This is a genomic window from Kitasatospora misakiensis (assembly GCF_042656005.1).
GTDB classification, from domain to species: Bacteria; Actinomycetota; Actinomycetes; order Streptomycetales; family Streptomycetaceae; genus Kitasatospora; species Kitasatospora misakiensis.
Map to the genome: position 1 here is coordinate 44,880 of NZ_JBHSOF010000024.1, position 26,159 is coordinate 71,038.

The window sequence follows — 26,159 nt, forward strand, 5'->3', positions numbered from 1 at the left end:
CTTCTCCTTGGGGTGGAGCGGGGAGGAAGGGAGGGACGTGTGCTCGGAGGGACCGGACGGGCCGGCGGTCAGGCGGTCAGGCGGTCTGGCGGGCCCGGCCGTCGCCGCGGTCACCGGTGCCGGCGACGGTGGCGGCGAGGGCGGCGACGCCGGACGGCTCGGCCACAGGCCGGCCGGCCACCACCGTCGACGGGGTGCGCGGTCGCTGGGTCTGGGCGGCGACGAGGGAGCCGAGCACGATCAGCGCGCCGAGCGCCTGGACGGGCGAGAGGTCCTGTCCCAGGACGAGCCAGCCGAGGGCGGTGGCGACCACGGGGCTGAGCAGCCCGAGGAAGGTGACCGAGGTCGGCGGGAGGGCGCGGATGCCGCGGAACCAGAGGGCGTACGCGACGGCCGCGCCGATGAGGCTCAGGTAGCCGTAGCCGAGCAGGTTCTCGCCGGTGAGGTGGGACGGCGGCGGCCCCTCGACCAGCAGGGCGACCGGGAGCAGCAGCAGACCGCCCGCGGTGAGCTGCCAGCCGGTGGTGGCGAGCAGCGGGGCCGGGGAGGCCCACCGCTTGGAGAGGACGACGCCGGTCGCCATGACCACCGCGCCGCCGAGTGCGGCCGCGATGCCGAGGGCGTCCAACTGGGCGTTGGCGCGCAGGACGAGCAGGCTGACGCCGGCCACCCCGGTGATGCCGGAGAGGAGGGTGCGCAGCGAGAGGCGGTCGCCGAGGAGGGTGGCCGAGAGGCCGGCGGCGATCAGCGGCTGCACGGCGCCGACGGTGGCGGCGACCCCGCCGGGCAGGCGGTACGCGGCGACGAACAGCAGGGCGAAGAACGCGCCGATGTTCAGGGCGCCGAGGACGAGCGAGCGCCACCACCAACTGCCGGTCGGCAGGCGGCGGGTGAGTGCGACGAGCAGCAGCCCGGCGGGCAGGGCCCGGAGCACCCCGGCGAGCAGCGGCCGCCCCGGCGGCAGCAGTTCGGTGGTGACGAGGTAGGTGGAGCCCCAGATCGCGGGGGCGAGGGCGGTCATCAGCACGATGGCGAGTCGATTGCTTAGCACTAAGCCAATATATCTCAGCGCTAAGGCATCTCCGCAAGGGGCCGTCGGGGCGGTCGCTGTGAGGTATCTCACCGCTAAGGAATCGTTTACCCTGGAGGCATGGCAGAGCGCGTGGATCATGTGGACCGGATCGTGCAGCAGTGGGGTGCCGAGCGCCCCGATCTCGACGTCTCGCCGATGGAGGTGATCGGCCGTCTCAAGCGGCTGTCCCGGCTGGTCGACGCCGAGTTGAAGGAGACCTTCGCCCGGCACGACCTCGACTTCGCCTCCTTCGACGTGCTCGCCACCCTGCGCCGCAGCGGCCCGCCGTACCGCCTCACCCCGACCCGCCTGATGCAGAGCGCGATGGTCACCTCCGGGGCGATCAGCCAGCGGCTCGACCGGCTGGAGGCCCGCGGCCTGGTCACCCGTACGCCCAGCGGCTCGGACGGCCGCAGCCGCGAGGTCGAACTCACCCGGGAGGGCTACGACCTGATCGACCGCGCGCTGCCGGACCACCTGGCGACCGAGCGCCGCATCCTCGCCGACCTCGACGAGACCCGGACCGCCGCGTTCGTCGACGCCCTGCGCGTCGTGCTCAGCACCCTCGGGGACGACCCGGAGTGACCTCGGGTCACCGCGGCCGACCGGTCCCGGAGTGACCTCGGGTCACCGCGGCCGACCGGTCCCGGAGTGACCCCGCGTCACCGCGGCCGACCGGTCACGGCGTGACCGCCGCGACCGGTCACGGCCTGACCGCCACCGCCTTGAAGAAGGTGTAGTGGAGGGTTCCGCCCGGCTCCGCCGCGCGGCGCAGCTCGGCGACGCCCCGGTCGAAGGCCTCGGCGGTGGTCAGGCCGGCCGCGACCGCGTCGGCGCGCACCGCCTCGACCATCGCGAGGAAGGTCCGCCGGGTGAACCCCTCGACCAGCGCGGGCCGGGCGCCGTCCGCGTACATCGTGCGCGGCTCGACCGCGACGTCCCGGAACCCGGCCCCGGTGAGCAGCGGGTGCAGCCGCCGCCCGAGGAGGCCGTCCCCGCCGCCGTCGGCCTGGAGCCGGACCAGGTGGTCGACGACCCGCTGCGCGGCCTCGCCGCGCGGGTGGAAGAACGCCGAGCCGTGGTCGCCCTCGATCACCGTGAGGGTGCCGCCCGGGCGCAGCACCCGGCGCAGCGCGGCCAGGGCCGCCGCCGGGTCGGCGAGGTGCTCCAGCACGAAGCAGACGAAGACGTGGTCGAACGCGCCGTCGGGGAAGGGGAGTCGGTGCAGATCGCCGTGGTGCCAGCGGACTCGGGCCTCGGGCAGCTGCCCGGCGACCCGCTCCCGGGCCCGGGCCAGCGACTCGGCCGAGATGTCGGCGGCGGTCAGCAGCACGCCCGGGTGGGCGGCCAGCAGGTGGACCGTCTGCGCGCCGACCCCGCACCCGGCCTCCAGGACCCGGCTGCCCGGCGGGTACGCCGTGCCGGCGTGCAGGAGGGCGGCGAGGGTGTCGGCCTGGTCGCCGAGGCGCCGGGCCTCGGCGGGGGAGTAGCCGTGGACGTAGGCCCGGTCGTCGGGCGCGGGGGCCGGAGGGGTCGCGGGGGAGGCGGAGTCGCCGGTGGTGATCGTCATGCCCTCACCCTCCCGGCAGAATGGACCGGTGCACAGGTCCAATGATCGGCCGGTCGACAGGTCCAAAACGGCGGGTGCCGACTTCCTCCAGCTCGATCCCCGCGAGGCGCCCGCCGGCGGGCTCGCGGACTGGCTGGCGCGGCGGCTCCGGCAGGCGATCGGCGACGGCCGGCTGCCGGTCGGGAGCCGGCTGCCCGCCACCCGGGTGCTGGCCGCCGATCTGCGGGTCTCGCGCGGAGTGGTCACCGACGCCTACCGGCGCCTGACCGAGGAGGGGCGGATCGCGGGCCGGGGCCGGGGCGGCACTGTGGTCGTCGACCCGCTCGCCCCGGAACCGGCACCGGCACCGGCGCCGGCACCCACCCCCGCGCCGTCCGCCCCGATCCCCGCGCCCACCCGCGCCGCCGCCGCCCAGAGCCCGCCCCGGCCCCGGCCCGAGCCCCCGCCCGGCCCACCGTTCGACGGCTCGCCCTTCGACGGCACACCCGTCCCCGCCAGCTTCGACGCCCTGCGCACCGCCCCCGCCCGGATCAACCTCGCACCCGGCGTCCCCGACCTCGCCGCCTTCCCCCGCACCGCCTGGCTGCGCGCCGAGCGCGCCGTCCTGCGCGACCTCGCCGCCCACGACTTCGGCTACGGCGACCCGCGCGGCACCCCCGCCCTGCGCCGCGCCGTCGCCGACTGGCTTGCCCGCAACCGCGGCATCCGCGCCGACCCCGGGGAGATCCTCGTCGTGGCGGGGGCCGCCCAGGCACTCGCCCTCGCCGGCGAGGTGCTCCGGGCGGACGGCCTCGACGTGGTCGCCGTGGAGGACCCCGGCTCCCTCGGCACCCGCCAGCACCTCGGCCACCGGATCACCGCCACCCCGCCCGTCCCCGTCGACGCCGAGGGCGTCCGGGTGGACGCGCTGCGCGCCACCGGTGCCCGCGCCGTGCTGCTGACACCCGCCCACCAGTTCCCGACCGGGGTGGTGCTCGGCGGCGCCCGGCGGCGCGCGCTGCTCCAGTGGGCGGCCGAGGGCGGGCTGGTGATCGAGGACGACTACGACGCCGAACACCGCTACGACCGCCCGCCGGTGCCCGCGCTGCGCGGCGTCCTCCCCGAGCGGGTCCTCTACCTGGGCAGTGTCTCCAAACTGCTCGCCCCCGCCCTGCGCACCGGCTGGATGCTCGCCCCGGCCCGCTACCGGGACCGCCTGGTCGACGCCAAACGGCTCAGCGACCTCGGCAACGCCGCGCTCCCGCAGTTGGTCCTCGCCCGGCTGATGGAGTCGGGCGCCCTGGAACGCCATCTGCGCCTGCTGCGCACCCGTCACCGGCGCCGACGCGACGCGATGATCGCCGCCATCGGCGCCCGGCTGCCCGGCGCCGTGGTTCACGGCGAGGCGGCCGGGCTGCACCTGATGCTCACCTTCCCGGCCGGTCTGAGCTGCACCGACACCGAGCTCGCCACGGCGGCGCTGGCGCACGGGGTGAAGGTGCATCCGCTCTCCTGGCACGCCCGGCTGCCGCACCCGCCTGGGCTGGTCCTCGGTTACGCGGCCGGGGCGCCCGGGGAGATCGAGGAGGGCGTCGCCGTCCTCGGACGGCTGCTCCGGGAGGCGGGACCACCGCTCCGGGGGTGAGGCTGCTGGTGTCACGTCCCCGGCCCGTCCGTGGGCGCGTCGCCGACCCGAGGACCGGCCCCGTCGCGACGAGCCCGACGAGCCCGACGAGCCCGACGACGCCACCACGCCCAGGGAGAGGACCACCCCCGTGCCCACCACCGCATCGCTCCAGCTCGCCGGCCGCCGGGTCGTCCACTCCTACACGGATGCCGTCCCGCCGCCCGCGCTGCTCGACGCCATCCGTGCGGGCCGCTCCGCCGGCGTCATCCTGTTCAAGGACAACGCCCTCGTGCCCGCGGAACTCCAGGCGGCCGTCACGCAGTTGAAGCAGGCCGCGGCGGAGGCCCCGGGAGGCGCCCCGCTGCTGCTGATGACCGACCAGGAGGGCGGGAAGGTCCGCCGGCTGCCCGGGGAGCCGGTCCTCTCCGCCCGGCAGACCGGGGCCGCCGCCGACCCGGCCGGCGAGGCGGCCCGCTCCGGCGCCGGAGCGGGCCGCACCCTGGTCGACGCGGGTCTGAACGTCAACCTCGCGCCCGTGCTGGACGTCTTCGACACACCGGACAACTTCATCGACCACTTCGAGCGCTCGTACGGCCGGAAGCCCGAGGTGGTGGCCGAGTTGGGCACCGCCTTCCTCACCGCCCAGCAGAGCCTCGGCGTGGCCGCGACCGCCAAGCACTTCCCCGGGCTCGGCGCCGCCGCCCGTGAGGAGAACACCGACGAGGGCCCCGTCGTGCTGTCCGTCCCGCTGGCCGAGCTCCGGGCGCGGGGCGAGGAGCCGTACCGGGCCGCCGTCGCCGCCGGCGTCCGGCTGGTCATGATGTCGTGGGCGGTCTACCCGGCCCTCGACGCCTACCACCCGGCCGGGCTGTCGCGCACCGTCGTCTGGGGCGAGTTGCGCAAGCGCCTCGGGTTCCGCGGGGTGACCATCACCGACGCCCTGGAGGCCAAGGCCCTCACCGCCTTCGGGGACACCGGGGACCGGGCCGTCGCGGCGGCCGAGGCCGGCATGGACCTCCTGCTGTGCTCCGGCCGCAAGGTCCAGCAGGGCGAGGCCGCCGTCGAGGCCCTCGCCACCGCGCTGGACAGCGGCCGGCTCGACGCCACCGAGTTCGCCGACGCCGTCGACCGCGTCGACGCCCTCCGCACCTCCCTCGCGCGCCCCTGAACCGCCGCCGCCCCGAACCGGCGCGCCACCGCCCGCCGACACGCGCCACCGCCCGCCACTGCCCGCCTTCTCCAACGCCCGCCCGGCCGCGCCCGGCACCGTCCGCACCCGCCCGTGGTGGCGCGAGTGGCGAGGGTGGCGTGGGGGTGGCGCGCAAAGGGGTGAGGGTGGCGCAAAGAGGGTGCACAGATGACCAACACGCGCCGATCGTTAACGGAAACGAGCGGACACGGAGGGTCATCCTGATGGCAGGCTTGCCGCCGTGACTGTGCACCCTCTCGTACACGAGATCGCCGACGCCTACCTGGCCCTGGTCGACGCCGCCGCGCCCGGGCTGGTCGAGGGCCTGTACGTGGTCGGTTCGACCGCCCTGGGCGACTTCCACCCGTCGCGGAGCGACATCGACTTCGTGGCCGTCTCCGCCGAACCGCTGACGGCGGCGCAGCTCGCGGGAGTGGAGCGCGCGCACGCCCGGCTGGCGGTCCGCTATCCGCGCCCCGCGTTCGACGGCCCCTATCTGACCTGGCACGAACTCGCGGGTTCGCCCGCGCAGGCGGCGCCGGGGCCGCACGTGTTCGGGGGGACGGTCCGGCGCCGGGTGAGAACCGGCCGCACGCCGGTGCTCTGGCACACGCTGGCCCAGCACGGCGTCACGCTCTGTGGCCCGCGGGCCCAGGAGCTGATGATCGACACCGCGCCGGGGGAGCTGGCCGCGTGGGCGGTCGGCAATCTGGAGGAGTACTGGCGCCCGTGGGTGCGGCGCTCCTCGCGGCTGGCGTCCCGTCCGGGGCTGGCCTGTCTGAGCGCCGGGGGCCCGGCCTGGGGCGTGCTCGGGGTGAGCCGGCTGCACTACACGCTGGCCACCGGGCGGATCGCCTCGAAGCGCGGGGCCGGCGAGTACGCCCGGGCGGTGTTCGACGACCGGTGGCACCGGATCGTGGACGAGTGCCTGCGGATCCGGGACGGCGGGCGGCGCCGCTCGCTCTACCCGAACCCGTTCACCCGGCGGGCCGACGCGCTGGCGTTCACGGGCATGGCCATCGAGAGCGCCCGTCGCCTGGGCGTCGGGCGGCTGCCGCTGGGGGAGTAGCGGCCGGAGGAGCGGCGGCCGGGGGGGCGCTCCCGCCGAGGTGGCCGGATCCGCCGCTCAGGGGCCTGATCGCGCCGTCCAGGGCGGGTGATCACGCCATCGAAGGCCAGTTTCCGGTCCGATCATCAACTCTTCGGATCGTGATCCTTTTGCACATTCGAATCGCATGCCAGGCTGACGTCATGCCACATGTGAAATGTCACATGTGGTCCTGTAGCGCCTTGTAGGCGAAGAGAGAAAGAGGAGGGGCGGACCATGCGGATGAACCGACTCACCCTGACCGCGGCCGGGATCGTCGGAGCGGCGGCTCTGCTGGCGGTGCCGGCCGAGGCGAGCGCGGCCCGGGCCACCACCACGTCCACCAGCGTCACCTGCGGCGCGTCCGGCCTGCAGGCCGGACTGTCGACCAAGGTGTGCGCCGAGGTCACCGGCGACAGCGTCCAGCTGTACGGGCAGGTCAGCCTGGCCGGCCCGCCGAGCCCCGGCAGCCCGTGGCCGCAGACCGTCGAGCTGCTCACCGGCCTGTCCGGCCAGGTCGTCGGCGGCCCGTCGCTCGGCTCGGTCAGCGGGCGCACGCTGTTCACCGCCAGCACCGTCCAGGTGCGCGGCGTCGGCGGCACCGTGCCGTGCGGCTCCACCGTGCGCGGCAGCTTCAGCGTCGCCACCTACCCGTGGGGTCCGGTGCCGGTGACCGTCGACGTCGTGGTGCCGTGTTGATGACGCGCGCCCACCGCTAGGACGGGGCGGTGCGGGCCCGGGGTTCGAGGACGGCCCCGGGCCCGCGCCGTTCTACCCGCGGGTACGGTGGGCGGACGAAAGACCGCACCTCGGGGGGCAAGATGATCGGGCACCTGCGTGCCGGAAACGCCGGACGGCTCACGGCGCGGGCGCTGGGGGTGTCGGCGGCCCTGCTGCTGATGGCCGGCTGCGGCAGCCGCGCGGCCACCGACGGCGCCGGGTCCGGCGGCGGACCCGGCGACGGCGCGGGCCCGGCGTGGACGGAGGTCGGACCGTCCGACGTCACCGCCGTCCGGCTCACCGACGACGGACGGGCGCTCGCGGTCGAGTTCCCCGTGTCGGCGGGCGCACCGGACTGCGCGCGCGGGGCCAAGGGCGTCGTGGACACCGTGGAGAACGGCACCGTCTACGTCCGGGTCACCTACGAGAGCCGCTCGGCGGACACCCGGTCGGGCTGCGTCGGCTCGGAACCGGGGAGCACGACCGTGCCGCTGCCCGGTCCGATCGGTGAGCAGAAGGTGTTCATCAACACCTCCTACGTCTTCACCGCCAAGGGCGCCGTGCCGCCGGCCCTGCGCCGCTGCGGGCCGCGCGGCTGCGACCCCGAGCCGACCGGCTGCACCCCGAGCTCGTACGAACAGGCCATGGCGGACGCCGACTCGCCGAAGCACTCGATGTGGGACCTGGTCGGCTGCGACGGGAGCTGGCTCGCGCTGGACATCTCCTACCCGACCGGGCCGGTCTGCGGTGAGGCCGGACCGGACTGTCAGAGCCATGGGCGCACGGCGCGCTGGTACTTCCGCGCGAAGCCCGAGGGCTGGTCGGTGATCGCCACCGCCGCCTCGACGGACGGCTGCGCCAGCGTGCGGCGCGTCGAGCCGCGGTTCCCGGCGGCGGTCTGCGCCCCGCCCACGCCGTCCGCGACGGCCACCCGGCCCGCGCCGTCGGCGGCGGCCACCCGTCCATGAGGACTTGAAGAAATCTTCATCTGGAAGGATGATGCTTCCCGCCACCCGGTGGCGAACCACGGCACCCACCGACACGCGCACCACCAATACGCGCACCACCGACATACAGGGAGGGAACGGACGATGCCGGTCCCGCTCTACCAGGCGAAGGCGGAGTTCTTCCGGACGCTCGGACACCCCGTCCGCATCCGCGTCCTGGAACTGCTCCAGGACGGACCGCGGCCGGTCCGCGAGCTGCTGGCCGCGATCGAGATCGAGCCGTCGAACCTCTCCCAGCAACTCGCCGTCCTGCGCCGGACCCAGTTGGTCACGGCGACCCGCGAGGGCAACACCGTCGTCTACGCCCTCAGCACGCCGGACGTCGCCGAGCTGCTGCGGGCCGCCCGGCGGATCCTGACCGAGCTGATCACCGACCAGGGCGCGCTGCTCACCGAGCTGCGGGCGCCGGAGGCCGGTGGTGCTGCTGGTGCAGGCGCCGGTACCGGTGCCGGTGCCGTGCGGGCGGGTCAGCGATGAGCGAGTACCCCCGCGAGAGCGGGCCGGCGGCGACGCCCGAGGAGCAGACGATGTCCGACGAGCAGGCGATGCCCGAGGCGAGGGCGACGCTGGAGGAGAAGGCACGGCGTAGGGCCATGCTGATCCGCGCGGGCGTCTACATCTTCGCCACCCACCTGTTCGCGGGTTTCGTCCTGCTGCTGTTCGCCCTCGGCGACCGGAAGTGACCCGGGTCCGACCCCGAGTTCGGCCCCGAGTCCGGCCCCGGGTCGGCCCCGGGGCCGGACTCCTCCGGACGGTCGCCGGCCGGGATCAGCGCGGGGTGTCCTCCCCGGTGTAGCGGCGGCTGGTGCTGGTCCAGGCGTAGACGCCGTCGACGAGTTCCCGAGTGCCGTCGAGGTACCAGTGGCCGGCGGGGTGCCGGAGCAGCAGCCGGCGGCGCAGCGTCTCGCTCTCCGCGGTCAGCCGGGCGATCCTGCTCCCGACCGCGCGGACGGCCCGGGCGCGGGTGCAGCCGCGGACCCGTTGCAGGGTGAGCACGGTGTTGAAGGCCGCGAGCTTCTGGCGTGCCTCGCGGTCGGCCGAGTAGAGGTCGTTGATCAGCGTCGACACGTCGGCGGTGTTCGCGCGCAGGCGGTGCAGCGCGGGGTCCGCGTGCAGGGCGGCCGGAGCCTCACCGCCGTGGACGTGCTCCAGTATGCCCATGAACGGGTAGAGGCAGCTGGCGTGGCGGCGCAGCCGGACGGTCTCGGTGAGGTCGGGGTGGGTGCGGGCGGCCCGGTGGGCGGTCTCGGCGAGGAAGGTCTCCAGGCAGGCGCGCCATTCCCCGGCGGTGCGGCGGCGCCAGTCCGCGGGCATGGGGGCGCTCTGGCGCTGCCACAGTTCCCGCCAGGCGTCGAGCAACTGGGGCTGGGGCGTGCCGGTGGGGACGGGCCGGCCGGCGAGGACGGCGAGCAGGGGTTCGACGATCGCCCGGGCCTGGGCGGGGTCGCGGCCGGGCGGGCCGTCGAAGCGGTCGTCGAGGATGGTGAACCAGCCGAGGACGTCGATCAGCAGGTCCAACTCGGCGCCGCGGGCACGGGGGTAGGAGTGGCCGATCAGCTCGGGCAGCGCGTAGGTGTGGTAGCGCGCGAGGTCGGCCGGGGCGAGCAGGCCGTGGGCGAGCGCCCAGTCGCTGTGCCGGGCGGCGGCGGCCCGCAGCTCCGCCGGGGGGCGCGGACCCTCGGCGGTGCGCCGGGTGGGCCGGGCGGTGTCGGGGGCGGTGCGCGTCCCGGGGTGGAGCGCCGGCGCGGGCCGGAGCGGGGGGAGCGGCCGGGGGACGGCGGTGGTCGGCCCGAGCAGGCCGAGGGGCCCGGGGGTGGTGAGCGGCCGGACGGTCTTCGTGCTCGCTGCGGAGGTACCGCTCCGGGGGGCGGCGCCGGTCCGTTGGGCGCTGCGTGACGCGGTGCGGGCGACCGTGCGCGCGGCGGTCCGGAGGGCGGTGGTGTGCGGGCGTCCGGCGGCCGGGGTCCGGCGGAGGCCGGAGGCCGAGCGGGCGGGGAGCACCGTCGAGCGGCGCGGTCCGGCGGATCCGACGGTGCGCAGCGGTTCGACGGGGACGGTGCCGCCGGCGGGGGTTGCGGGGGACTTGGGTGCCGGGGGAGCCGCGCCGGAGGGTCCGGTCTCGGCCGGGGACGGGCCGTGGCGGCGCGGGCCGGCGATCGGCAGGCACCGGGCAGGCGTGTCGTCCCGGCCGCCGGGCGTGGGGGTGCGGCGGGTGCCGGGGGCGTGCGGGGCCCGGCTGCCGCGCGGGGCGAGCCGTACCCGCAGGCCCTGGGCCTGGACGGTCGTCCAGACCACCTCGCGGGCGCGCGCTCTCGGGACGGCCGTGGGGCGCCAGCGGCGCAGGACGGCGGCGGCCGCCACGGTCAACTCGGCCCAGGCGAAGGCCTCGCCGATGCACTTGTGCTTGCCGGCGCCGAACGGCAGGAACGCCTGGCGGGCGGCGCCGGCCCCGCTCGCGCCGTCCGCGCCGCCGGTGCCGGTCGTGCCGGTCCAGCGGTCGGGGCGGAACCGGAGCGGGTCCGGGTAGAGGGCGGGGTCGCGGTGGACGGCGGTGAGGCTGTAGAGCAGTTCGGTGCCGGCCGGGATCCGGTACGGGCCGAGCGCGACCGGCACCCGCGCGGTGCGCATCAGGAAGGCGTTCGGCGCGTGCAGCCGGACGACCTCCTGGGTGACGGCGCGGGTGTAGGTGAGCCGGGCGAGCGCCTCCGGGGTGGGCACCGTGCCGGCCGGGAGGTGCTCGTCCAACTCGGCCAGCACGCGCGCCTCGACGTCGGGGTGCCGGACCAGTTCGTCGATCAGCCAGGTGAGCGTGGTGGAGACGGTCTCGGTGCCGGCGCCGAACATGGTGATCGCCTCGGAGCGGACGTCGGCCTCGGTGAGCGGCCGGCCGGTGGCGGGGTCGACGGCGGCGCGCAGCAGCGCGGGCAGGGTGGCGCGCCGGCCGCCGCCCCCGGTCATCGGGCAGCCGCCGCCGGACGCGGCGCCGTACCGGCCACTGCCGGGCCCGCCGGGGCCCCCGTGGCTGCCGCGGGCGCCGTGCCCCCGGCCGCCGCCGGTGCCGTTGACGGCCTGGTCGACGACCCGGTTGAGCACGCGGACGGCCGCGTCGAACCGCCGGTTGACCGGCAGCGGCAGCCGGGCGAAGGCCGGGTGCGGGTAGAGCGACTGGACGATCTGCCCCTTCACCATGTCGGGCAGGGCCCGGTGGAAGGCGAGCGTGGCGTCCTCGCTCAGCCGGGCGTCGAACAGCGCGCGGGTGACGATCTCCAGCGCGAGGTGGTTCATCTCCTTGGCCACGTCGAGGACCTGCCCGGGGCGCCAGCGGCCGGCCCGCTCCTCGGCGACCCGGTGCATGACGGCGAGGTAGTCGGCCATCCGGTCCGGGCCGAAGGCGGGCTGGATGATCCGGCGGCGGTCGCGGTGGGCGCGGCCCTCGGACATCAGCAGGCCGTCGCCGAAGGCCGTCTTGAGGGTGTCCTGGACGGCGCCGCGCGGGCAGTCGTGGGCGAGCGCGACCAGCAGGGTGTGGACGAGGCCGGCGTCGGTGACGACGCAGACCGTGCGCGGACCGAGGCGGATCCGGACCACGCCGCCGTACCGGGAGAGGGAGCCGAGGAAGCCGAGCGGGTCCCGCAGCAGGGCCGGGACGTGGCCGAGTCCGGGCAGGGCGCCGGGGGCGAGCGGCGGAACGGCCGGGCGGGGCCCCGTCGTTGCGGAGGCTCTGGGCGGGGCGGGCGGTCTGCGGGTCTCGTTCGACAGGATCATGACATCACCTCTCACCAGATGGACCGGGGGGCGGACCGGAGGGACGGCCCGGCGCGACCGGTCGGGTGTCGGACCGGTTGAACGGTCCGGCGTTGCGGTACCACCGGAGCCGCCGCCGCGACAGCCGGGTTCCGGAGGCCTGTCGACGCAGGCCCCCGCGCGCGCCACTGCCAGAGGGCGCACGTCATGGGAAACGCGCCGGTCCCGTGAGCGTTGCGCCGTACCCCGGTGGATCACCCCATCGGTGGAGTGTCCTCAAGGTCTGCCCGGAGTGTCCCGATGGGGGCGCCCGGGCGGACCGGGGACGGCCTCCCCCGGGCGCTCGGCACGCTCGGCGGGCGCGCGCACCCGACGCCCGGGTTGGAGCCCCTCGGTGCCGTCCGGCAACTCCGGCTCACCTGCTGGCCGTTCGTCTTCCACACCGACCCCGGCGACGGGCGTGGCCGGATGCCGTACCGCCGCCACGACGGTCACTATGGCTTGATCACGCCGGTAGCGGACCCTCACGGACGGGCAGGTAATGATCGGCAAGGGCTGACCGGTACACGACCGACGACGGACGAGCACACCCTCACCTCTGGACGGGAACGGGGACCATGGACTGCGAAGAAGTCATGCTGACCGTCAGGATCGCGGCCGCCGAGCGGACCCTGCTGCGTGAACTCGCGCGCGGCCACGGCGCCGACGTGTCGGACGTGGCGGTGGACGGCCTGATCGACGTCGTCCCCAGCCTGCACGTCCTCCCGGCCTTCCCGGTCCGGTCGGAGGCGCTGGAGGTGCCGCCGCTGCCCGCCGGGCCCGCGCCCGGGGACGCGGGTGTGCTGCGGCTGCTGCGGGTGCTGGCCCGGCCCGCGCCGTGCGCGGTGACCCTCTGGCTGCCGGCGCCGGTCGCCGATCTGCTCCCGCTGGTCGGTGAGCGGATCACGGCGGTCAGCGGGCTGCGGATCGGGCCGGCGAGCGCGGCCCTGTCGGCCGCCCTGCGGTTCTGGCTGGCCGGGGACCCGCAGCGGCTCGCGGCCGGCCTCGCCGCGCTGCACCGGCAGGGCAGCCCCCGGCTCGTCACGCAGCGGCTCGACGTCGCGGCCTGAGGGCTCGCGGGCCGAGGCATCGGGGTAGGCCGACCGGATCCGGCCGGTCCGCGTCGATCCCGCCCCGAGGGGCGCACGCCCGGCGGGCGGTGGAGCGGTGGAGCGGTGGAGCGGTGGGGCCTCCCGGGGCCGGAGCGGCGCCCGGGGCTCAAGTGGCATGTCCTGGACGGGAAATTAGCTGGTCAGAGCTCTGGAAATGGCGTTCGGGCAGGTCTAGCATTCCCGTCACGGCAACGGGAGTCCGGACTGGCGGACCACCGGTGCGGTGGCCGCCACCACCCCGGCCGGGGAGCGCACACCCCCCGAGTGCGCTCCCCGGCGCCGCCGTGCGCGCGGTGCCGACTCCCCGCGCCCCTCCGCGATCCCGCGCCCTCCTCCCGGCCCGCGCCGCGCCCAGCCCGCGCCCGCGTCGCGCCCGCGCCATGCCGACGCCGCGTCACCGCCCGACCCGTCGCCGGATCCGGCCACCGCGCGGGCCGCGCCGACCCCGTCGCCCGGGCGCGCGAATTTCGAAAAGAGGTTTTTGTTATCCCCTCCGTCCGGTCCGGTCTCCGGAGTGTCGGAAGGTTCAGGCCACTGCCCCGAGCGGTGGCCGAACCCTCGCACGAGGAGAGGAGACACCCGATGGGGCACCGGAGCACGGAGCTCCGCCGTCGGCGGCGTCGAGGGACGGGCAAGCGGACGGCGCTGATCTCGCTGGCGGTCGCGGCCGGACTGGTCGTGGGCGGGCTGGGCATCAGCACCGCCATGGAGTCGTCCGCGGTCCGCGAGACGGCGGCGACCGCGGCGGCCGGATCGGTCGACGGCGCGGGCGGCGCGATGGCCGGCACGATCGCCGACGACGGCACGGGCGAGACCGGGGCGGCCGAGAGCGCCACCAGGGCCCCCGGGCCGAAGCGCGACCAGAAGGCCGCGCCGATCAAGGAGATACCCAAGGACCAGCCCGAGCGCGGCCTGGTCTACGCGGGACTCAACCTGCCCGCCGGCGACCGCTGCGCCGGCTCCCTGGAGGTGACCGGCGGCGAGCAGTGCAGCCACGGCCCGGACTCGCCGCCGAAGGACGTGGACATCCACAAGGACGTCCCGCCGGTGGCCGCCGCCGTCGCCCAGCCCGCCGTGCTGACGCCCCCCGCCGACGCCCGACCGCCAGCCGTCGCCGACCTGCTGAAGGGCGTGATACCGGTCCTGGACGCCGGGCAGAAGACGCTGCTGGCCGCCGCGGCCGGTGACTCCGGCGCGGCCGCCGCCACGCCCGCCGCCGGCGGGCAGGCCGTGGTCTGCGAGGGCGACGGCAGCACCGGCAACCGCGTCCAGGTGGTCTACGTGCACACCCCGGGCAGCGACCGGTTCGCCCAGTACCTGGCCTCCTTCAAGAAGTGGGCCGCCGACGTCGACGTCATCTACAACGCGAGCGCCCAGGAGACCGGCGGCGTCCGGCACGTCCGGTTCGTCACCGAATCCGACTGCTCCGCCTCGGTGCTGAACGTCCAGATCTCCGACGCCGAGATGGCCGACTTCAACTCCAGCAACCGCGCGATCGCCGCCCAGGGCCTCAATCGCAAGGACCGCAAGTACATGATCTTCGCCGACGCCAAGGTCTACTGCGGCATCGGCACCTTCGCCGGCGACGAGCGCTCCGGCCAGGACAACCTGAGCAACTTCGGCCCCTCGTACGGCCGGAGCGACTCGGGCTGCTGGGGCGGCCACACCGCCGCGCACGAACTCGGCCACAACCTGGGCGCGGTGAGCAACAGCGCGCCCAACTCCAGCAAGGCCGGCCACTGCGTCGACGAGTGGGACCTCATGTGCTACTCGGACGCCCCGAACTACCCGGCGATGCGGACGGTCTGCCCGGACAACGCCAGTGACATGCGCCTGGACTGCCGGCACGACGACTACTACCACACGAATCCGGCGCCGGGCAGCTACCTCGCCACGCACTGGAACGTCGCCAACAACCGCTTCCTGATCGCCGGTGGCGGCACCGGGCCGACGCCCGACCCGACCCGGACCCCGACCGGCTCGCCGACCCCGACGAACTCGCCGACCCGCAGCACGTCGCCGACCCCGACCGGTTCGCCGACCGGCAGCGGCACCCCGACGCCCACCGGCACCCCGACCGCGAGCGGTTCGCCGACCGCGAGCCCGACCGCCTCGCCCACCGGCAGCGCCTCGCCGACCGCCACCCCGACCCCGACCGGTTCGCCGACCGGCAGCGGCACCCCGAGCCCGACCGGCTCGACCACCCCGAGCCCGACCGCCTCGCCCACCGGCGGGGCCACCGGCCCGGCCACGACGGTCAGCCAGGTCACCCAGACCTCGGCCGTGCTGAGCTGGCCCGCCGTCAACGGCGCGGCCGGCTACGACGTGCTGCTCAACGGCCAGGCGCTCGGCACCGTCCGGGCGACCGCGGTCAGCCTGGTCCGGCTCGCGCCCGACACCTCGTACACCGTCGCGGTGGCCGTGCGGGACGCCGCCGGCACCGTCTCCAAGCCGGGCCGCGCGACCACCTTCCGCACCTCGGCCGACCCGGGCAAGCCGCAGACCGGCACCCGCTACACCATGGTCAACGGCCTCACCGGCCAGGCCGCCGACCTCTGGGGCAGCGCGCTCAACGACGGCACGGTGGCCATCGCCTACCAGCGCACCGGCTACGCCAACCAGAGGTGGACCTTCGAGGACGCGGGCTCCGGCACGCTGCGGATCAAGTCGGCCCGCTCGGACAAGTGCCTGCAGCTCGGCGGCAACCCGGTCGCCGGGCAGTACGTCGCCCAGCGCCCCTGCTCGGACGCGGCCGGCCAGAAGTGGCGGGTCGGCTCCTCCGGCGGTGCGGCCACCCTGACCGCCGAGGGCTCGGACCTCGTCCTCGGGGCGAGCAACCGCTGGTACTACGGCGGTTGGCTGCTGGAGCTGCAGAAGCCGAACGGCCAGGCGTACCAGTCCTGGAACCTCCAGAAGTCCGCCTGACGCCCGGGTACTGACGCCCGGGTCCTGGGATCAGACCTGGCACCTGAGCCGGGTGCGGCCGCCACCGACGAGGTGGCGGCCGCACCCGGCCCGTTCCACTCCACGAGGAAGTTCCGCGATGCCCCGCACCCGTCAGTCCGCCACCGTCCTGGCCCTCGCCGCGGCGGTCGTGCTCGCACCCGTGTCCGCCGACCCCGCCGCCGCGCACGGTGACACCGTCCACCTGGAGGTGGCGGGCCTGGACAACGGACACGTCACCACCGTCGCCACCTGGGAGAACGACCACGACCCGGTCACCGAGCAGTTCGCCGGGACGCTCTCCGCGACCTCCGCCGACGGCCGGGCGGCCGGGCCGTGGCGGCTGGTCGCCGTGCCCGGACGCCCCGGGACGTACACCACCCGGGAGTTCCTGCCGGCCGGCCACTGGCGGATCGCGGTGGACTGCGCGTTCCCCTCGCTCGGGCACGGTGAGCGGGAGCTCGACGTCGAGGCCGCAGTGATCTCCGACCCGACGCTGCCGACGCCCACCACGGCACCCATCACCGCTGGCACCCCCACGCCGACCACCACCACCGTGGCGACGCCCTCCGCCCAGGTGACCCAGGCGAGTTCCCCCTCCGCCGAGAACGCCGATTCGGGGGACTCCGACCTCGCCACCTGGGCCGCCGTCGGCACCGCCGTCGCGGCCGTCGCCCTGGTCGCCGTCGGCCTTCGCCTGCGCCGCCGGACCGGGCGCTCCTGAGCCGTCCGCCGCACCCGCGCCCGCCCGTGACCAGGCGGCACTTTCGCCCTCCGGGGAACCACCGGGTGCGAACCGCTCGTCCTCGCCTCCAACGGGCGCCACCGGGTGCCCGTCCGAGAACGAGGGAGCATGCGGATCGTGCGGAAGGTACTGATCACCGGCGGGGCAGGCTTCATCGGAAGCACCGTGGCGTCCGCGCTGCTGGACGCGGGCATCACCCCGGTCATCCTCGACGATCTCTCCAAGGGCCGGGCCGAGTTCGTCGAGGACCGGGTCTTCTACCAGGGGGACATCGCGGATGCGGCGCTGGTCGACCGGATCTTCGCCGAGCACCCCGACATCGACGCGACGCTGCACTGCGCCGCCCGGATCGTCGTCCCCGAATCGGTCGCCCGGCCGCTGTTCTACTACCGGGAGAACGTCGGCAAGACCGTCGACCTGCTGGAGTCGCTCCAGCGCAACGGCTGTACCCGGGTGGTCTTCAGCAGCTCCGCCTCCATCTACCGGCCCACCCCGACCGGCCGCGTCGACGAGACCAGCCCGGTCGACGCGAACAGCCCGTACGCGCGCACCAAGCAGATGATGGAGCAGGTGCTCCAGGACTGGACGCGCGGCGCCGACGCCGAGGGGACGCGGGTCGTCGCCCTGCGCTACTTCAACCCGATCGGTGCCGACCCGAAGCTGCGCACCGGCCTCCAGGACCTCCAACCGAGCCACGCGCTCGGCAAGTTGATCGAGGCGCACGTGAACGGCACCCCGTTCACCATCACCGGGGTCGCCTGGGACACCCGGGACGGCTCGGGCATCCGGGACTACATCCACGTCCAGGACGTCGCCGAGGCGCACGTCGCGGCGCTGGTCCGGTTCGACGAGGTCGTCCGGCCCGGGGCGGCGGAGCGCTACCGCGTCGTCAACATCGGTACCGGTGACGGCACCACCGTCCGCGAACTGGTCACCGCCTTCGAGCAGGCGATCGGCGAGAAGCTGGACGTCCGCGAGGCCGAACCGCGCCCCGGCGACGTCCTCGGCTGCTACAGCGACGTGACCGCCGCGCGCGAACTCCTCGGCTGGGCACCGCGCCGGACCATCGCCGAGGGCGTCGAGGACGCGCTCGCCTGGCGCGCCCGGTGGATCGACCGGCTGTCCGCCACCGCCTGACCCGGCTCGAAGCCCGGCCTGGAGTCCGCCCCGGAGCCCGGCCCGACCCGGGTCGGGCTCCGCCGCGCCGAGGTCACTTGGACTCGTCGAGCCCGTTGACGAAGTCCTTGGCCTTGCCGGTCGCGGTGTCGATGTGGCCGCCGTACTTGCCGTCGGTCCTGCCGTCGACGACCTCGGCGACCTTGTCCAGCCCCTGGGTGATCGCGCCGCTGCGCTCGCGGGCGAGGTCGGCGGCCTTGTCGGCGCGGTTCTTGAGGTGCTCGAACATTGATGGCCCTTCAGTTCGTTCCGCGCGGTTCGTGCTCATCCTAGGGCGTGTCTGGCCTACCGTTATCCCGCCCGGAAGGCCCGGCGCCACAGGCGGGACGGACGGGGCGGACGGGGCGGACGGGAACCGGTGGAGCGGGCGGGAGCGTCCTGGGCCCGGAGCAGCCGCGCCCGCGCCCGCGCCCCGCCCGCCGGGGTGGCGGACGGGGCGCGGGCCGGTCGGCGCGGCTCGGCTCAGCCGGTGGTCGCCGTCGGGCAGGGCGGCAGCGTCGAGGGCGCGGTGGTGGCACAGGTCGCCGTGTCCGTCGCCGGTTGCTGGGCGGTGGTGGTCGACGCGGCCGTCTTCGTGGTCGTCGTCGTGGCGGCCGGGGTGCTGGTCACCGTCACCGTCGGCTTCGAGGACGCCGACTCGGTGGAGGCGCTGCTCGACGCCGCGGAGGAGGTGGCCGCGGACGACGTCGCACCCGAGGAGGTCGCGCCGGACGAGGTGGCACCGGAGGTGGAGGCGGTCGCCGAGCTGCTGGACGGGCCGGTGGAGCCGGACGTCGAGCCGGAGGGCGAACCCGAGGTCGAGGTGGAGCCCGAGCTCGGCGCCGAGGAGGAGGTCGAGGCGGAGGTCGAGGCGGAGGTGGAGCCCGACACCGACGCGATCGGTGAGCCCGGCGGCCAGGAGGTGGCGGGCGGGACGCCGGGCGCCAGCGGACCGCGCGGCTCCTTGACGGTCTTGTCGACGATCTCGATCTGCCCCGTCACCCGGGCGAACCAACCGCCGGTCACGATGTTCACCAGCACGATCTCGGTCACCGGCCGCGGTGCGGCGACCACGATGATCAGGGTGGTCGGCTGGAAGCCCGTCCACGGCTTGCCGACGTACTTGGCGTCCGCGACCAGCGTCGGCGACTTCAGCGGATTGCCGCAGCCGCACCGCACCCGCGGCACGCCCTGCGAGTCCACCAGCACCGCGGTGCCGGCCTGGAGCACGGACTGGTAGGCGACGGCCGCGCCGCCCTTGTAACTGTGGTTGGTGACCCGGGTGTCCACCCGCAGGTACGCCGAGGTGAGCGACCGCAGGTAGCCGGGGACGGCGGACTGCTCGATGCCCTGCGCCGAGGCCCAGGCCCGGCCGGTGTCACCGGTCGAGGTGATCGAGATCAGCCGCTGCACGTCGCAGCTCGACTTGTTCATCGTCCCGCCGTAGACACCCGCCGACGTCCCGTCGACGTTGTGCAGGCCGGTGGTCGCGGTCGCACCACCCGTTTGGGTGGCGGTGGGCTTCGCGGCTGCCGACGTCGGCGCCGGGGCCTGCACCGCCTCCGTCTGCACCGAGGGCGTGAACGGCGCCGGGCCCGGGTCCTGCGGGGACTGCAGGGCGACCTCGTTCGCGGTGGGCACGGTGTCGTCGTGCTTGCCGCTGCTGCTGTTGTTGACGATCAGCACCGTCGCCACCACGGCGAGCACGGCCGTGGCCGCCACCAGCGCGGCCTTGGGGCCCGAGCGCCACCACGGCGTCGGACGGCCCCCGGACGGTCCGCCCGAACCGGACGACCCGCCGGGACCGGACGGCCCGCCCGCTCCACCGGAGGCGGGGCCGGACGGGGGACCGGGCGGACTGGACCGGCCGCCCGACGGCGGTCCGGAGAGCGGTCCGGAGGGCGGGCCGAAGGGCGGCCCGGACGAAGGCGGTTGGGAACTCATCGAGGCTCCGTTTCGCAGGCGGCCGGTCCACCCGGCCGGCGCAGGAGGCTCCTGCCACTGGCATCCATTTCTCCCCCCGGTCCCCGTCGGTCGCAACAGCAACGGGGCCGCCCGGAGGCCGCCGCCGGACGGCGCGCCCGGGTGGACGAGCAGGTGGACGAGCGGGGCGGCGGCCCGGTCGGCGCGCGGTCGGCGACGGGCGGGCGAGGGGTCGGCACACGCCGGCACACGGCCGGACGGGGGCCGACGAGCGGGCGGGTCGGCCGGTCCTGGGCCACCCTGGTGCCAGGCGTGGGGGCCGGAACCGGACCCGTGGGGGGCACCGAGCCGACAGGGAGGCCCCGCATGCAGCAGCAGGCCCGTCCGAGTGGGCCGGCCCGCACCGGGACGGCCGGAGCACCCGGCGCCGTGCGCGGCTGGCTGGACGCGGTGGCCGTCGTCCTGGCCGGATTCGCCGCGATGGCGGCGGTGGCCGCGCTCGGCCTCTGGGCCGCCGGCGCCGGCGACCTGCCCGGCGGCGGCTTCCCGTACGTGCTCGCCGCCACCCTGGCGCTCGCGGTCGGCGGATCGGTCGGCCTCGACGGCGGCGCGGGCTTCTTCGCCTCGGTCGACGCCGGGATCACCGCGATGCCGCTCTCCGTCGGCCTGGTCGGCGCGCTGACCGTGGCCGAGGTGTTCCTGCGCCAGCTGCGCTTCCGCGCGGTGGCGGGCGGGCGCGAACTGCTCGGCCGCGCCGCCCGGACGGCGGTGGTCTGGCTGGTCGCCCTCGCCCTGCTCTGCCTCGCCGCCCGGCACACCTTCGCGGTGCCGCTCGGCGGCGGGCTCGTCGAGCAGCTCGGCGGCGCGCTCGGGCTCAACCCCGAGGTGGGCTTCCACGCGGAGCCCGCCCCGACCCTCGGCCTCGGACTGCTCTGGCTGCTCGTCGTGCTGGCCGCGACCTTCGCCGTCTCCCGCCGCGCGCCGCTGCCGCGCTCCCTGGTGCCCTTCCAGCAGGCCGTCCGCCCGGCCGCGTTCGCGATGCTGCTGGTGCTGCTCGGGTACGTGGTGCTGGGCGTGGCGGCCGCGGTCGGTACGGCCGTGGTGCACGGCAACGGCCGCGAGGTCGCCGCGGTCGCGCTGCTCGCCCTGCCCAACCTCGTCTGGCTGGCCTTCGGGGTCGGCCTCGGCGGCGAGTGGCACGGCCACCTGGTCGGGGCGATCGGACTGCCGGTGCCGAAGTCGCTGGCCGCCGTGCTGCGGGTCGGCGAGGGCCAGGACGGCACGGTGAGCCTCGGCACCCTCGCGGAGCAGGACGGCCGGGCCTGGTGGCTGCTCCCGCTGGCCGCCGTCCTGATGCTGGCGGCCGGGGTGCTCGCCGCCCACCGCGCGCCGCGCGGGGTGCGCCTGTGGCAGCACGCGGTGCGACTGGCGGCGGCGGCTGCCGTCAGCATGCTGCTGGTCGGCGTCTGGACCAGGATCTCCGCCGACTACGGCCTCTCGGTGCTGGGGGTGGGCCTGGGTGAGGGCGGCCTGGGCGATCTGCTCGGCTCCGTCCTCGGCCCCGCGGCGGACCCGGTCGGCCCGGCCGCCGCGCTGGCCGGCGGGAGGCTCACGCTCGACCCGGTGCTGTGGATCACCGTCCCGCTGGCCGCCGGCTGGGGCCTGCTGACGGGCGCCCTCGGCGCGCTCGCCGCCGACCGCCTGCCCCGCCGCGGCGAGACCGGGTAGCCCGCTGCCCGCGCCCGCTGCCCGCTGCCCGCCACCGGTGGCGGGCAGCGGGCGCGGTGGTCGCGAAAACTTTGCAAAGTCAGGTGCGTTTGAAATGTGCGGCTTTGCCCCGTTTTGTCGGGCCGGGCAGGACTTTGCAAAGTGAGACTTTGCAAAGTCCCGCCCGAGCGGCCGGATCACCGCCCGCTGCGGCGCCCCGGCGGGTGGACGGCCGGGAGGGCCCAGTCCGGTGGCTCGGGGACGCCGGGGGTCGGGCCGTACCCCCTTGAGGCGGCGCCGAGGTTCGGGGCGGCCCCGAAGGCGGGGACCACCTCGGTCGGCGGGCCGGCCGTGCCCCACTGGGCGCCGGGCGGGCCGGCGGCCGAGGCGACGGTCGCGGCGCGCAGCTCGGCGACGAACTGCAGGCAGCTGGCGAACCGGTCCTCGGGGAGCTTGGCGAGCGAGCGGCCGACCACCGCGTCCACGGCCTCCGGCAGATCGGGCCGGTGCTCGCGGACGGTGGGCGGCGGGTCGTTGAGGTGGGCCCAGAGCAGGGCGAGGTCGCTCTCCCGGCGGAACGGCGGCGCCCCGGCGAGCATCTCGAAGACCACGCAGCCGAGGCCGTACTGGTCGCAGCGGCCGTCCAGCGGCCGGCCGGAGATCTGCTCGGGCGCGGCGTAGTCGAGGGTGCCGACGATCTGGCCCACGCCGGTCAGGCCGCTCAGCGAGAGGGACTTCTTGGTGAGGCCGAAGTCGGCGAGGTAGAGGTGCTCGGGGTGCTCGCTGTCGGTGCCGGGGGCGACGAGCACATTGCCCGGCTTGACGTCCCGGTGGACCAGGTCGTGGTCGTGCGCGGCGTCCAGCGCGGAGGCGATCTGCAGGGCGAGGCCGGCCGCCCGGTCGACCGGGAAGGGGCCGCCCCGGGAGATCAGGCCGCGCAGGTCGCCGCCCTCGACGTAGCGCATCGCGATGAACAGGATGCCGTCGGCCTCGCCCGCCTCGAACACCGGGATGATGTGCGGATGGTCGATCGCGGCGGCGACCTGCGACTCGTGGATGAACCGCCGCCGGAACACCTCGTTGCGGGCCAGTTCGGGGGCGAGCAGCTTGACCGCGACGGTGCGGCCGAGCCGGAGGTCCTTGGCCCGGTAGACGACGGCCATGCCGCCGCGGCCGATCTCCGACTCCAGGCGGTAGCCGGCGACCCGGCGCCCGACCAGGCCGGCGGGCAGGTTCGGCGGCCGGACGGCGAAGTCCTCGTCGCGGTCCTCGTCAGCGTCCGCGCCGGGCGCCTCGTCGGGGTCCGGGTCGGGGGGTGCGGGGAGGTTGGGCCGGGGCGCCTCGGTGGGTCCGACGGAGCCGGCGTCGGCGGGGGACACCAGCTCGGTCGGACGGTGCGGCGGGTGCTCGCCCGTGCGCTCGTGCGACGGCGGACCGGCGGCCGGCGGCCGGTCGGACGGCGGGCCTGCGGCCGCCGGCGGGTCGGCCGGCGACGGGTCGGCGTCGGTCGTCCGGTGGTGCGGCGGCGGCCCGGGGGGCGGGTTCACGGCCCCACCAGCCGGGTGGGCTCGTCGGCGCCCGGTGGCGAGCCGGCGCCCGGAGGCGACCCGGGGGGCGGCGTCCGACCGCCCGACGGCCGCGGACGCTCGCCGACGGCGTAGGTGTGCAGCTGGAGGCCGTCGCAGTAGCACCAGCGGTCGTGCACCGGGTCGAAGACCCAGAGCCGCTCGCCGTCGACGACCAGCCCGATCCGCAGCCCGCGCGCCCGCTCCCGGAACGTCTCCAGGTCGGCGCCGCCCGCAGCGAGGTCCTCCAGCAGCGAGCGGTAGCGGGCCAGCGCGCCCTCCGCCTCGGCCAGCGCGGGGCGCGGGTCGGCGGTACGGGCCGGCGGGCCGGTGGCGGTGGGCGGCACCCCGGGGAGCGAGATGAGCAGCCGGCCGTCCACCCAGGTGGTCCACCCGTTGGAGCAGAGCACCTGCGCCCAGTCCCCGGCCCGGCCGATCAGCTGCAGCGGCAGCAGCGGGTCCAGCGGGGAGGCGGGCAGCATCGGGTCCGGAGCGGCCCAGCTGGGCAGGCCGTCCGGCGGGGCCACATGGGTCGGGCGGAACCCGAACTCTTCCATACGCAGGGTCACTTCCGCATGATCGCCGGCTCCTGCCGGCGCAGCAGGGCGAGCACGGCGAGGGCCAGTACCGCCGAGAGCGCGACCAGCAGGACCAGCGACAGCACCCACCCGGCCCGCTCCTGCCGGAACATCGGGTCGGCGGTGATCGCGGTCGGCAGGACGGTGTGCAGGTCGACGGTGCGGGCCATCGCGGAGAGGCCCCAGCGGGACGGCACCAGCCAGGCGAACTGCTCCAGGCCGGGCACGCCGTGCAGCTTCAGCATGGCGCCGCTGAACACGATCTGCACCACGGAGAGCAGCACCAGCAGCGGCATGGTCGCCTCCTCCTTGCGGACCAGCGCGGAGACCAGCAGGCCGAGCATCATCGCGGAGAAGGAGAGCAGGGCGACCGCGATGATCAGCTCGGCCAGGGGTGGCAGCAGCACCCCGCTGTGCACCGCCACCCCGGTGGCCAGGGTCGGGCTGAGGTCGACCCCGGCCAGGCCGACCACGGTCAGTACGGCGGCCTGCCCCACCGTGATCGTGCCGAGCACCACCACCTTGGAGACCAGATAGGCCGAGCGGGACAGCCCGACCACGCGTTCTCGCTGGTAGATCGGCCGTTCCTTGACGATCTCGCGCACCGCGTTGGCCGAGCCGGTGAGCAGGCCGCCGATGCAGAGGGTGAGCAGGCAGTTCAGGGCGTTGTCGGAGGAGAGCCGGGTGCCCGCCATCGCCCGGCACATCACGCCGATCAGGAACGGCAGGGCGATCATCACGGTCAGGAACAGCTTGTCGGCGGCGAGCACCGCCGTGTAGCGGCGGATCAACGTGCTCAGCTGGGAGGGCCAGCTCTGCGGCTGCTCCGGGCCGATCGTGTCGGCCGGGGCCCCGGGCCCGGGCACCGGAACGGGCCGGGCGGGCGGCAGCGCCCCGGCGGCGACGTACCGCTCGTACTCGGGGGACTCCCGGAACCGGCGCTGCCAGGCCGCGTGGTCCTCGTTCTCGAAGGCCTCGAAGGCCTGCGGCCACTCGGTGAAGCCGAAGAACGGCAGGGCCTCGTCGGGCGGGCCGTAGTAGGCCGTGCGGCCGCCGGGGGCGAGCACCAGCAGCCGGTCGCAGACGTCCAGGCTGAGCACGCTGTGGGTGACCACGACGACGGTGCGCCCGTCGTCGGCCAGGCCGCGCAGCATCTGCATGACCGAGCGCTCCATGCCCGGGTCCAGGCCGGAGGTGGGCTCGTCCAGGAAGAGCAGCGAGGGCTTGGTGAGCAGTTCGAGGGCGACGCTGACGCGTTTGCGCTGGCCGCCGGAGAGGCTGGAGATGACCAGGTCGGCGCGGCTGTCCAGGCCGAGCTCGTGGATCACCTCGGAGACCCGGGCCTCCCGCTCCTCCTTGGCGGTGTCGCCGGGGAAGCGTAATTCGGCGGCGTAGGAGAGCGCGCGGCGGACGGTCAGCTGGGTGTGCAGGATGTCGTCCTGCGGTACGAGGCCGATCCGGCGGCGCAGCTCGGCGTAGTCGTGGTAGAGGTCGCGGCCGTCGTAGAGCACGGTGCCCTCGTCGGCGGGCCGCAGGCCGGTGAGCGCGTTGAGCAGGGTGGACTTGCCGGCGCCGCTGGGTCCGGCGACGGCGAGCAGGGCCTTCTCGGCGAGCGGGAAGGAGACGTCGTCGAGCAGCACCCGCCGTTCGGAGCCGACCCGCACGACCAGACCCTGGACATTGAGCGAGACCTCGCCGGTGTCGGTGTACTCGACCAGCTCGTCCCCGGAGAGGCAGAGCGCGAAGTGGCCGATGCCGACGATGTCCGCCGGGCCGACCGGTGCCTGCTGGACGGGGCGGCCGTTGAGGTAGGTGCCGTTGTGGCTGCCGAGGTCGACGATCTCGTGGCCGCCGTCGGGGCGGGTGCGGAGTTCGGCGTGGTGGCGGGAGACCACCAGGTCCTCGAGGACGAGGTCGTTGTCGGGGGCGCGGCCGATCCGCACCGTCCGGCCGGGCAGCCGCAGTACGGCGCTGGGCCGGCGGAAGGTGCCGGAGACGCCCGGGGCGACGAGCGAGGGGCGCTCGGCGGGCGCGGCGGCGGGCAGGCCGGCGAAGGTCGCGGACGGGCCGTCGGCGGCGTTGCCGAACCGCAGCCTCGTCCCGGGGCCGACCTCCTCGGACCGGATCCGGCGGCCGTCGGCGAAGGTGCCGTTGGTGCTGCCGACGTCCTCCAGCTGCCAGTGGCCGTCGGTGGCACGCAGGACGGCGTGGTGCCAGGAGACCCGCGGGTCGTCGAGGACGATCTCGCTCGTCGGGTCGCGGCCGACGTGGTACGCCCGACGCGGGTCGATCAGCTGCGAATCCGTGTCGGTGACGAGGACCAGGGGCGGCGCGGCGGGCGCGCCCGGGCGCTCTCCCATAGTTGGGATTCTAGTCCGGTGGGCCCCACCCGGCCCG

21 protein-coding genes are annotated in these 26,159 nt (G+C 75.6%); 13 read left to right on the top strand and 8 right to left on the bottom strand.

Annotated elements, in window-relative coordinates; translation table 11 throughout:
• Positions 1-76: 76 nt before the first annotated feature.
• Complete coding sequence (locus ACFP3U_RS19445; RefSeq protein ID WP_380226834.1) at positions 77-1,051, bottom strand: EamA family transporter; 975 nt, start codon at positions 1,049-1,051, stop codon at positions 77-79.
• A 99-nt stretch (positions 1,052-1,150) separates the two neighbouring features.
• Between ACFP3U_RS19445 and ACFP3U_RS19450 the strand changes: the two genes are divergently transcribed.
• Positions 1,151-1,657, top strand: a complete 507-nt coding sequence (locus ACFP3U_RS19450; protein ID WP_380226835.1) for a MarR family winged helix-turn-helix transcriptional regulator — start codon at positions 1,151-1,153, stop codon at positions 1,655-1,657.
• Positions 1,658-1,775: 118 nt separating this feature from the next.
• On the opposite strand, the gene ACFP3U_RS19455 is transcribed toward ACFP3U_RS19450, so the two are convergent.
• Entirely contained in the window at positions 1,776-2,642 is an 867-nt protein-coding gene (locus ACFP3U_RS19455; RefSeq protein ID WP_380226836.1) for a methyltransferase domain-containing protein, read from the bottom strand.
• 28 nt (positions 2,643-2,670) lie between these two features.
• Between ACFP3U_RS19455 and pdxR the strand changes: the two genes are divergently transcribed.
• The 7 genes from pdxR (at position 2,671) to ACFP3U_RS19490 (ending at position 8,934) form a co-directional block, all read left to right on the top strand.
• A complete protein-coding gene (gene pdxR, locus ACFP3U_RS19460; RefSeq protein ID WP_380226837.1) occupies positions 2,671-4,266 on the top strand; it encodes a MocR-like pyridoxine biosynthesis transcription factor PdxR in 1,596 nt (531 codons plus the stop codon).
• A gap of 130 nt (positions 4,267-4,396) precedes the next feature.
• Positions 4,397-5,416 (top strand): glycoside hydrolase family 3 N-terminal domain-containing protein, encoded by a 1,020-nt coding sequence (locus tag ACFP3U_RS19465; RefSeq protein ID WP_380226838.1) that lies wholly within the window; start codon positions 4,397-4,399, stop codon positions 5,414-5,416.
• Between the two features lie 262 nt (positions 5,417-5,678).
• Complete coding sequence (locus ACFP3U_RS19470; protein ID WP_380226839.1) at positions 5,679-6,506, top strand: nucleotidyltransferase domain-containing protein; 828 nt, start codon at positions 5,679-5,681, stop codon at positions 6,504-6,506.
• A gap of 255 nt (positions 6,507-6,761) precedes the next feature.
• Positions 6,762-7,223: a hypothetical protein gene (locus ACFP3U_RS19475; RefSeq protein WP_380226840.1), complete on the top strand. Its 462-nt coding sequence runs from the start codon at positions 6,762-6,764 to the stop codon at positions 7,221-7,223.
• A gap of 122 nt (positions 7,224-7,345) precedes the next feature.
• A complete protein-coding gene (locus ACFP3U_RS19480; protein ID WP_380226841.1) occupies positions 7,346-8,212 on the top strand; it encodes a hypothetical protein in 867 nt (288 codons plus the stop codon).
• 123 nt (positions 8,213-8,335) lie between these two features.
• Positions 8,336-8,728 carry an ArsR/SmtB family transcription factor gene (locus tag ACFP3U_RS19485; protein WP_380226842.1) on the top strand — a complete coding sequence of 131 codons (393 nt, stop codon included), beginning with the start codon at positions 8,336-8,338 and terminating at the stop codon, positions 8,726-8,728.
• Complete coding sequence (locus ACFP3U_RS19490; protein WP_380226843.1) at positions 8,725-8,934, top strand: DUF6126 family protein; 210 nt, start codon at positions 8,725-8,727, stop codon at positions 8,932-8,934. The genes ACFP3U_RS19485 and ACFP3U_RS19490 overlap by 4 nt, the downstream gene beginning before the upstream one ends.
• A gap of 85 nt (positions 8,935-9,019) precedes the next feature.
• On the opposite strand, the gene ACFP3U_RS19495 is transcribed toward ACFP3U_RS19490, so the two are convergent.
• The gene (locus tag ACFP3U_RS19495; RefSeq protein ID WP_380226844.1) at positions 9,020-12,016 is read right to left on the bottom strand and encodes a cytochrome P450; all 2,997 of its coding nucleotides are present in this window, start codon (positions 12,014-12,016) and stop codon (positions 9,020-9,022) included.
• Between the two features lie 596 nt (positions 12,017-12,612).
• On the opposite strand from ACFP3U_RS19495, the gene ACFP3U_RS19500 reads away from it, so the two are divergent.
• From ACFP3U_RS19500 to galE, 4 genes are all read left to right on the top strand, one after another.
• The gene (locus tag ACFP3U_RS19500) at positions 12,613-13,104 is read left to right on the top strand and encodes a hypothetical protein (protein ID WP_380226845.1); all 492 of its coding nucleotides are present in this window, start codon (positions 12,613-12,615) and stop codon (positions 13,102-13,104) included.
• A gap of 624 nt (positions 13,105-13,728) precedes the next feature.
• Positions 13,729-16,071 (top strand): RICIN domain-containing protein, encoded by a 2,343-nt coding sequence (locus ACFP3U_RS19505; RefSeq protein ID WP_380226846.1) that lies wholly within the window; start codon positions 13,729-13,731, stop codon positions 16,069-16,071.
• 118 nt (positions 16,072-16,189) lie between these two features.
• Positions 16,190-16,813 carry a hypothetical protein gene (locus ACFP3U_RS19510; protein WP_380226847.1) on the top strand — a complete coding sequence of 208 codons (624 nt, stop codon included), beginning with the start codon at positions 16,190-16,192 and terminating at the stop codon, positions 16,811-16,813.
• Between the two features lie 138 nt (positions 16,814-16,951).
• Positions 16,952-17,971 carry a UDP-glucose 4-epimerase GalE gene (gene galE / locus ACFP3U_RS19515; protein ID WP_380226848.1) on the top strand — a complete coding sequence of 340 codons (1,020 nt, stop codon included), beginning with the start codon at positions 16,952-16,954 and terminating at the stop codon, positions 17,969-17,971.
• A 73-nt stretch (positions 17,972-18,044) separates the two neighbouring features.
• On the opposite strand, the gene ACFP3U_RS19520 is transcribed toward galE, so the two are convergent.
• Positions 18,045-18,239, bottom strand: coding sequence for an antitoxin (locus ACFP3U_RS19520; RefSeq protein WP_380226849.1), 195 nt, complete (start codon positions 18,237-18,239; stop codon positions 18,045-18,047).
• Positions 18,240-18,472: 233 nt separating this feature from the next.
• Positions 18,473-19,711, bottom strand: a complete 1,239-nt coding sequence (locus ACFP3U_RS19525; protein WP_380226850.1) for a DUF6777 domain-containing protein — start codon at positions 19,709-19,711, stop codon at positions 18,473-18,475.
• A 567-nt stretch (positions 19,712-20,278) separates the two neighbouring features.
• Between ACFP3U_RS19525 and ACFP3U_RS19530 the strand changes: the two genes are divergently transcribed.
• Positions 20,279-21,640: a streptophobe family protein gene (locus ACFP3U_RS19530; protein WP_380226851.1), complete on the top strand. Its 1,362-nt coding sequence runs from the start codon at positions 20,279-20,281 to the stop codon at positions 21,638-21,640.
• A gap of 176 nt (positions 21,641-21,816) precedes the next feature.
• Here ACFP3U_RS19530 and ACFP3U_RS19535 read toward each other — a convergent pair whose 3' ends face one another.
• The 3 genes from ACFP3U_RS19535 to ACFP3U_RS19545 form a co-directional block, all read right to left on the bottom strand.
• The gene (locus ACFP3U_RS19535) at positions 21,817-22,851 is read right to left on the bottom strand and encodes a serine/threonine-protein kinase (protein ID WP_380226896.1); all 1,035 of its coding nucleotides are present in this window, start codon (positions 22,849-22,851) and stop codon (positions 21,817-21,819) included.
• A 311-nt stretch (positions 22,852-23,162) separates the two neighbouring features.
• On the bottom strand, positions 23,163-23,753 hold the full coding sequence (locus ACFP3U_RS19540) for a hypothetical protein (RefSeq protein ID WP_380226852.1): 591 nt from the start codon (positions 23,751-23,753) through the stop codon (positions 23,163-23,165).
• Positions 23,750-26,122, bottom strand: a complete 2,373-nt coding sequence (locus tag ACFP3U_RS19545) for an FHA domain-containing protein (RefSeq protein WP_380226853.1) — start codon at positions 26,120-26,122, stop codon at positions 23,750-23,752. Before ACFP3U_RS19545 ends, ACFP3U_RS19540 begins: the two co-directional genes overlap by 4 nt.
• Positions 26,123-26,159 lie beyond the last annotated feature (37 nt).

Bases quoted from the DNA above. Each gene is read 5' to 3' on its own strand.
- ACFP3U_RS19450 (WP_380226835.1), top strand. From the start codon at position 1,151: ATGGCAGAGCGCGTGGATCATGTGGACCGGATCGTGCAGCAGTGGGGT.
- ACFP3U_RS19455 (WP_380226836.1), bottom strand. From the start codon at position 2,642: ATGACGATCACCACCGGCGACTCCGCCTCCCCCGCGACCCCTCCGGCC.
- ACFP3U_RS19475 (WP_380226840.1), top strand. From the start codon at position 6,762: ATGCGGATGAACCGACTCACCCTGACCGCGGCCGGGATCGTCGGAGCG.
- ACFP3U_RS19480 (WP_380226841.1), top strand. From the start codon at position 7,346: ATGATCGGGCACCTGCGTGCCGGAAACGCCGGACGGCTCACGGCGCGG.
- ACFP3U_RS19485 (WP_380226842.1), top strand. From the start codon at position 8,336: ATGCCGGTCCCGCTCTACCAGGCGAAGGCGGAGTTCTTCCGGACGCTC.
- ACFP3U_RS19490 (WP_380226843.1), top strand. From the start codon at position 8,725: ATGAGCGAGTACCCCCGCGAGAGCGGGCCGGCGGCGACGCCCGAGGAG.
- ACFP3U_RS19495 (WP_380226844.1), bottom strand. From the start codon at position 12,016: ATGATCCTGTCGAACGAGACCCGCAGACCGCCCGCCCCGCCCAGAGCC.
- ACFP3U_RS19500 (WP_380226845.1), top strand. From the start codon at position 12,613: ATGGACTGCGAAGAAGTCATGCTGACCGTCAGGATCGCGGCCGCCGAG.
- ACFP3U_RS19505 (WP_380226846.1), top strand. From the start codon at position 13,729: ATGGGGCACCGGAGCACGGAGCTCCGCCGTCGGCGGCGTCGAGGGACG.
- ACFP3U_RS19510 (WP_380226847.1), top strand. From the start codon at position 16,190: ATGCCCCGCACCCGTCAGTCCGCCACCGTCCTGGCCCTCGCCGCGGCG.
- ACFP3U_RS19520 (WP_380226849.1), bottom strand. From the start codon at position 18,239: ATGTTCGAGCACCTCAAGAACCGCGCCGACAAGGCCGCCGACCTCGCC.
- ACFP3U_RS19530 (WP_380226851.1), top strand. From the start codon at position 20,279: ATGCAGCAGCAGGCCCGTCCGAGTGGGCCGGCCCGCACCGGGACGGCC.
- ACFP3U_RS19545 (WP_380226853.1), bottom strand. From the start codon at position 26,122: ATGGGAGAGCGCCCGGGCGCGCCCGCCGCGCCGCCCCTGGTCCTCGTC.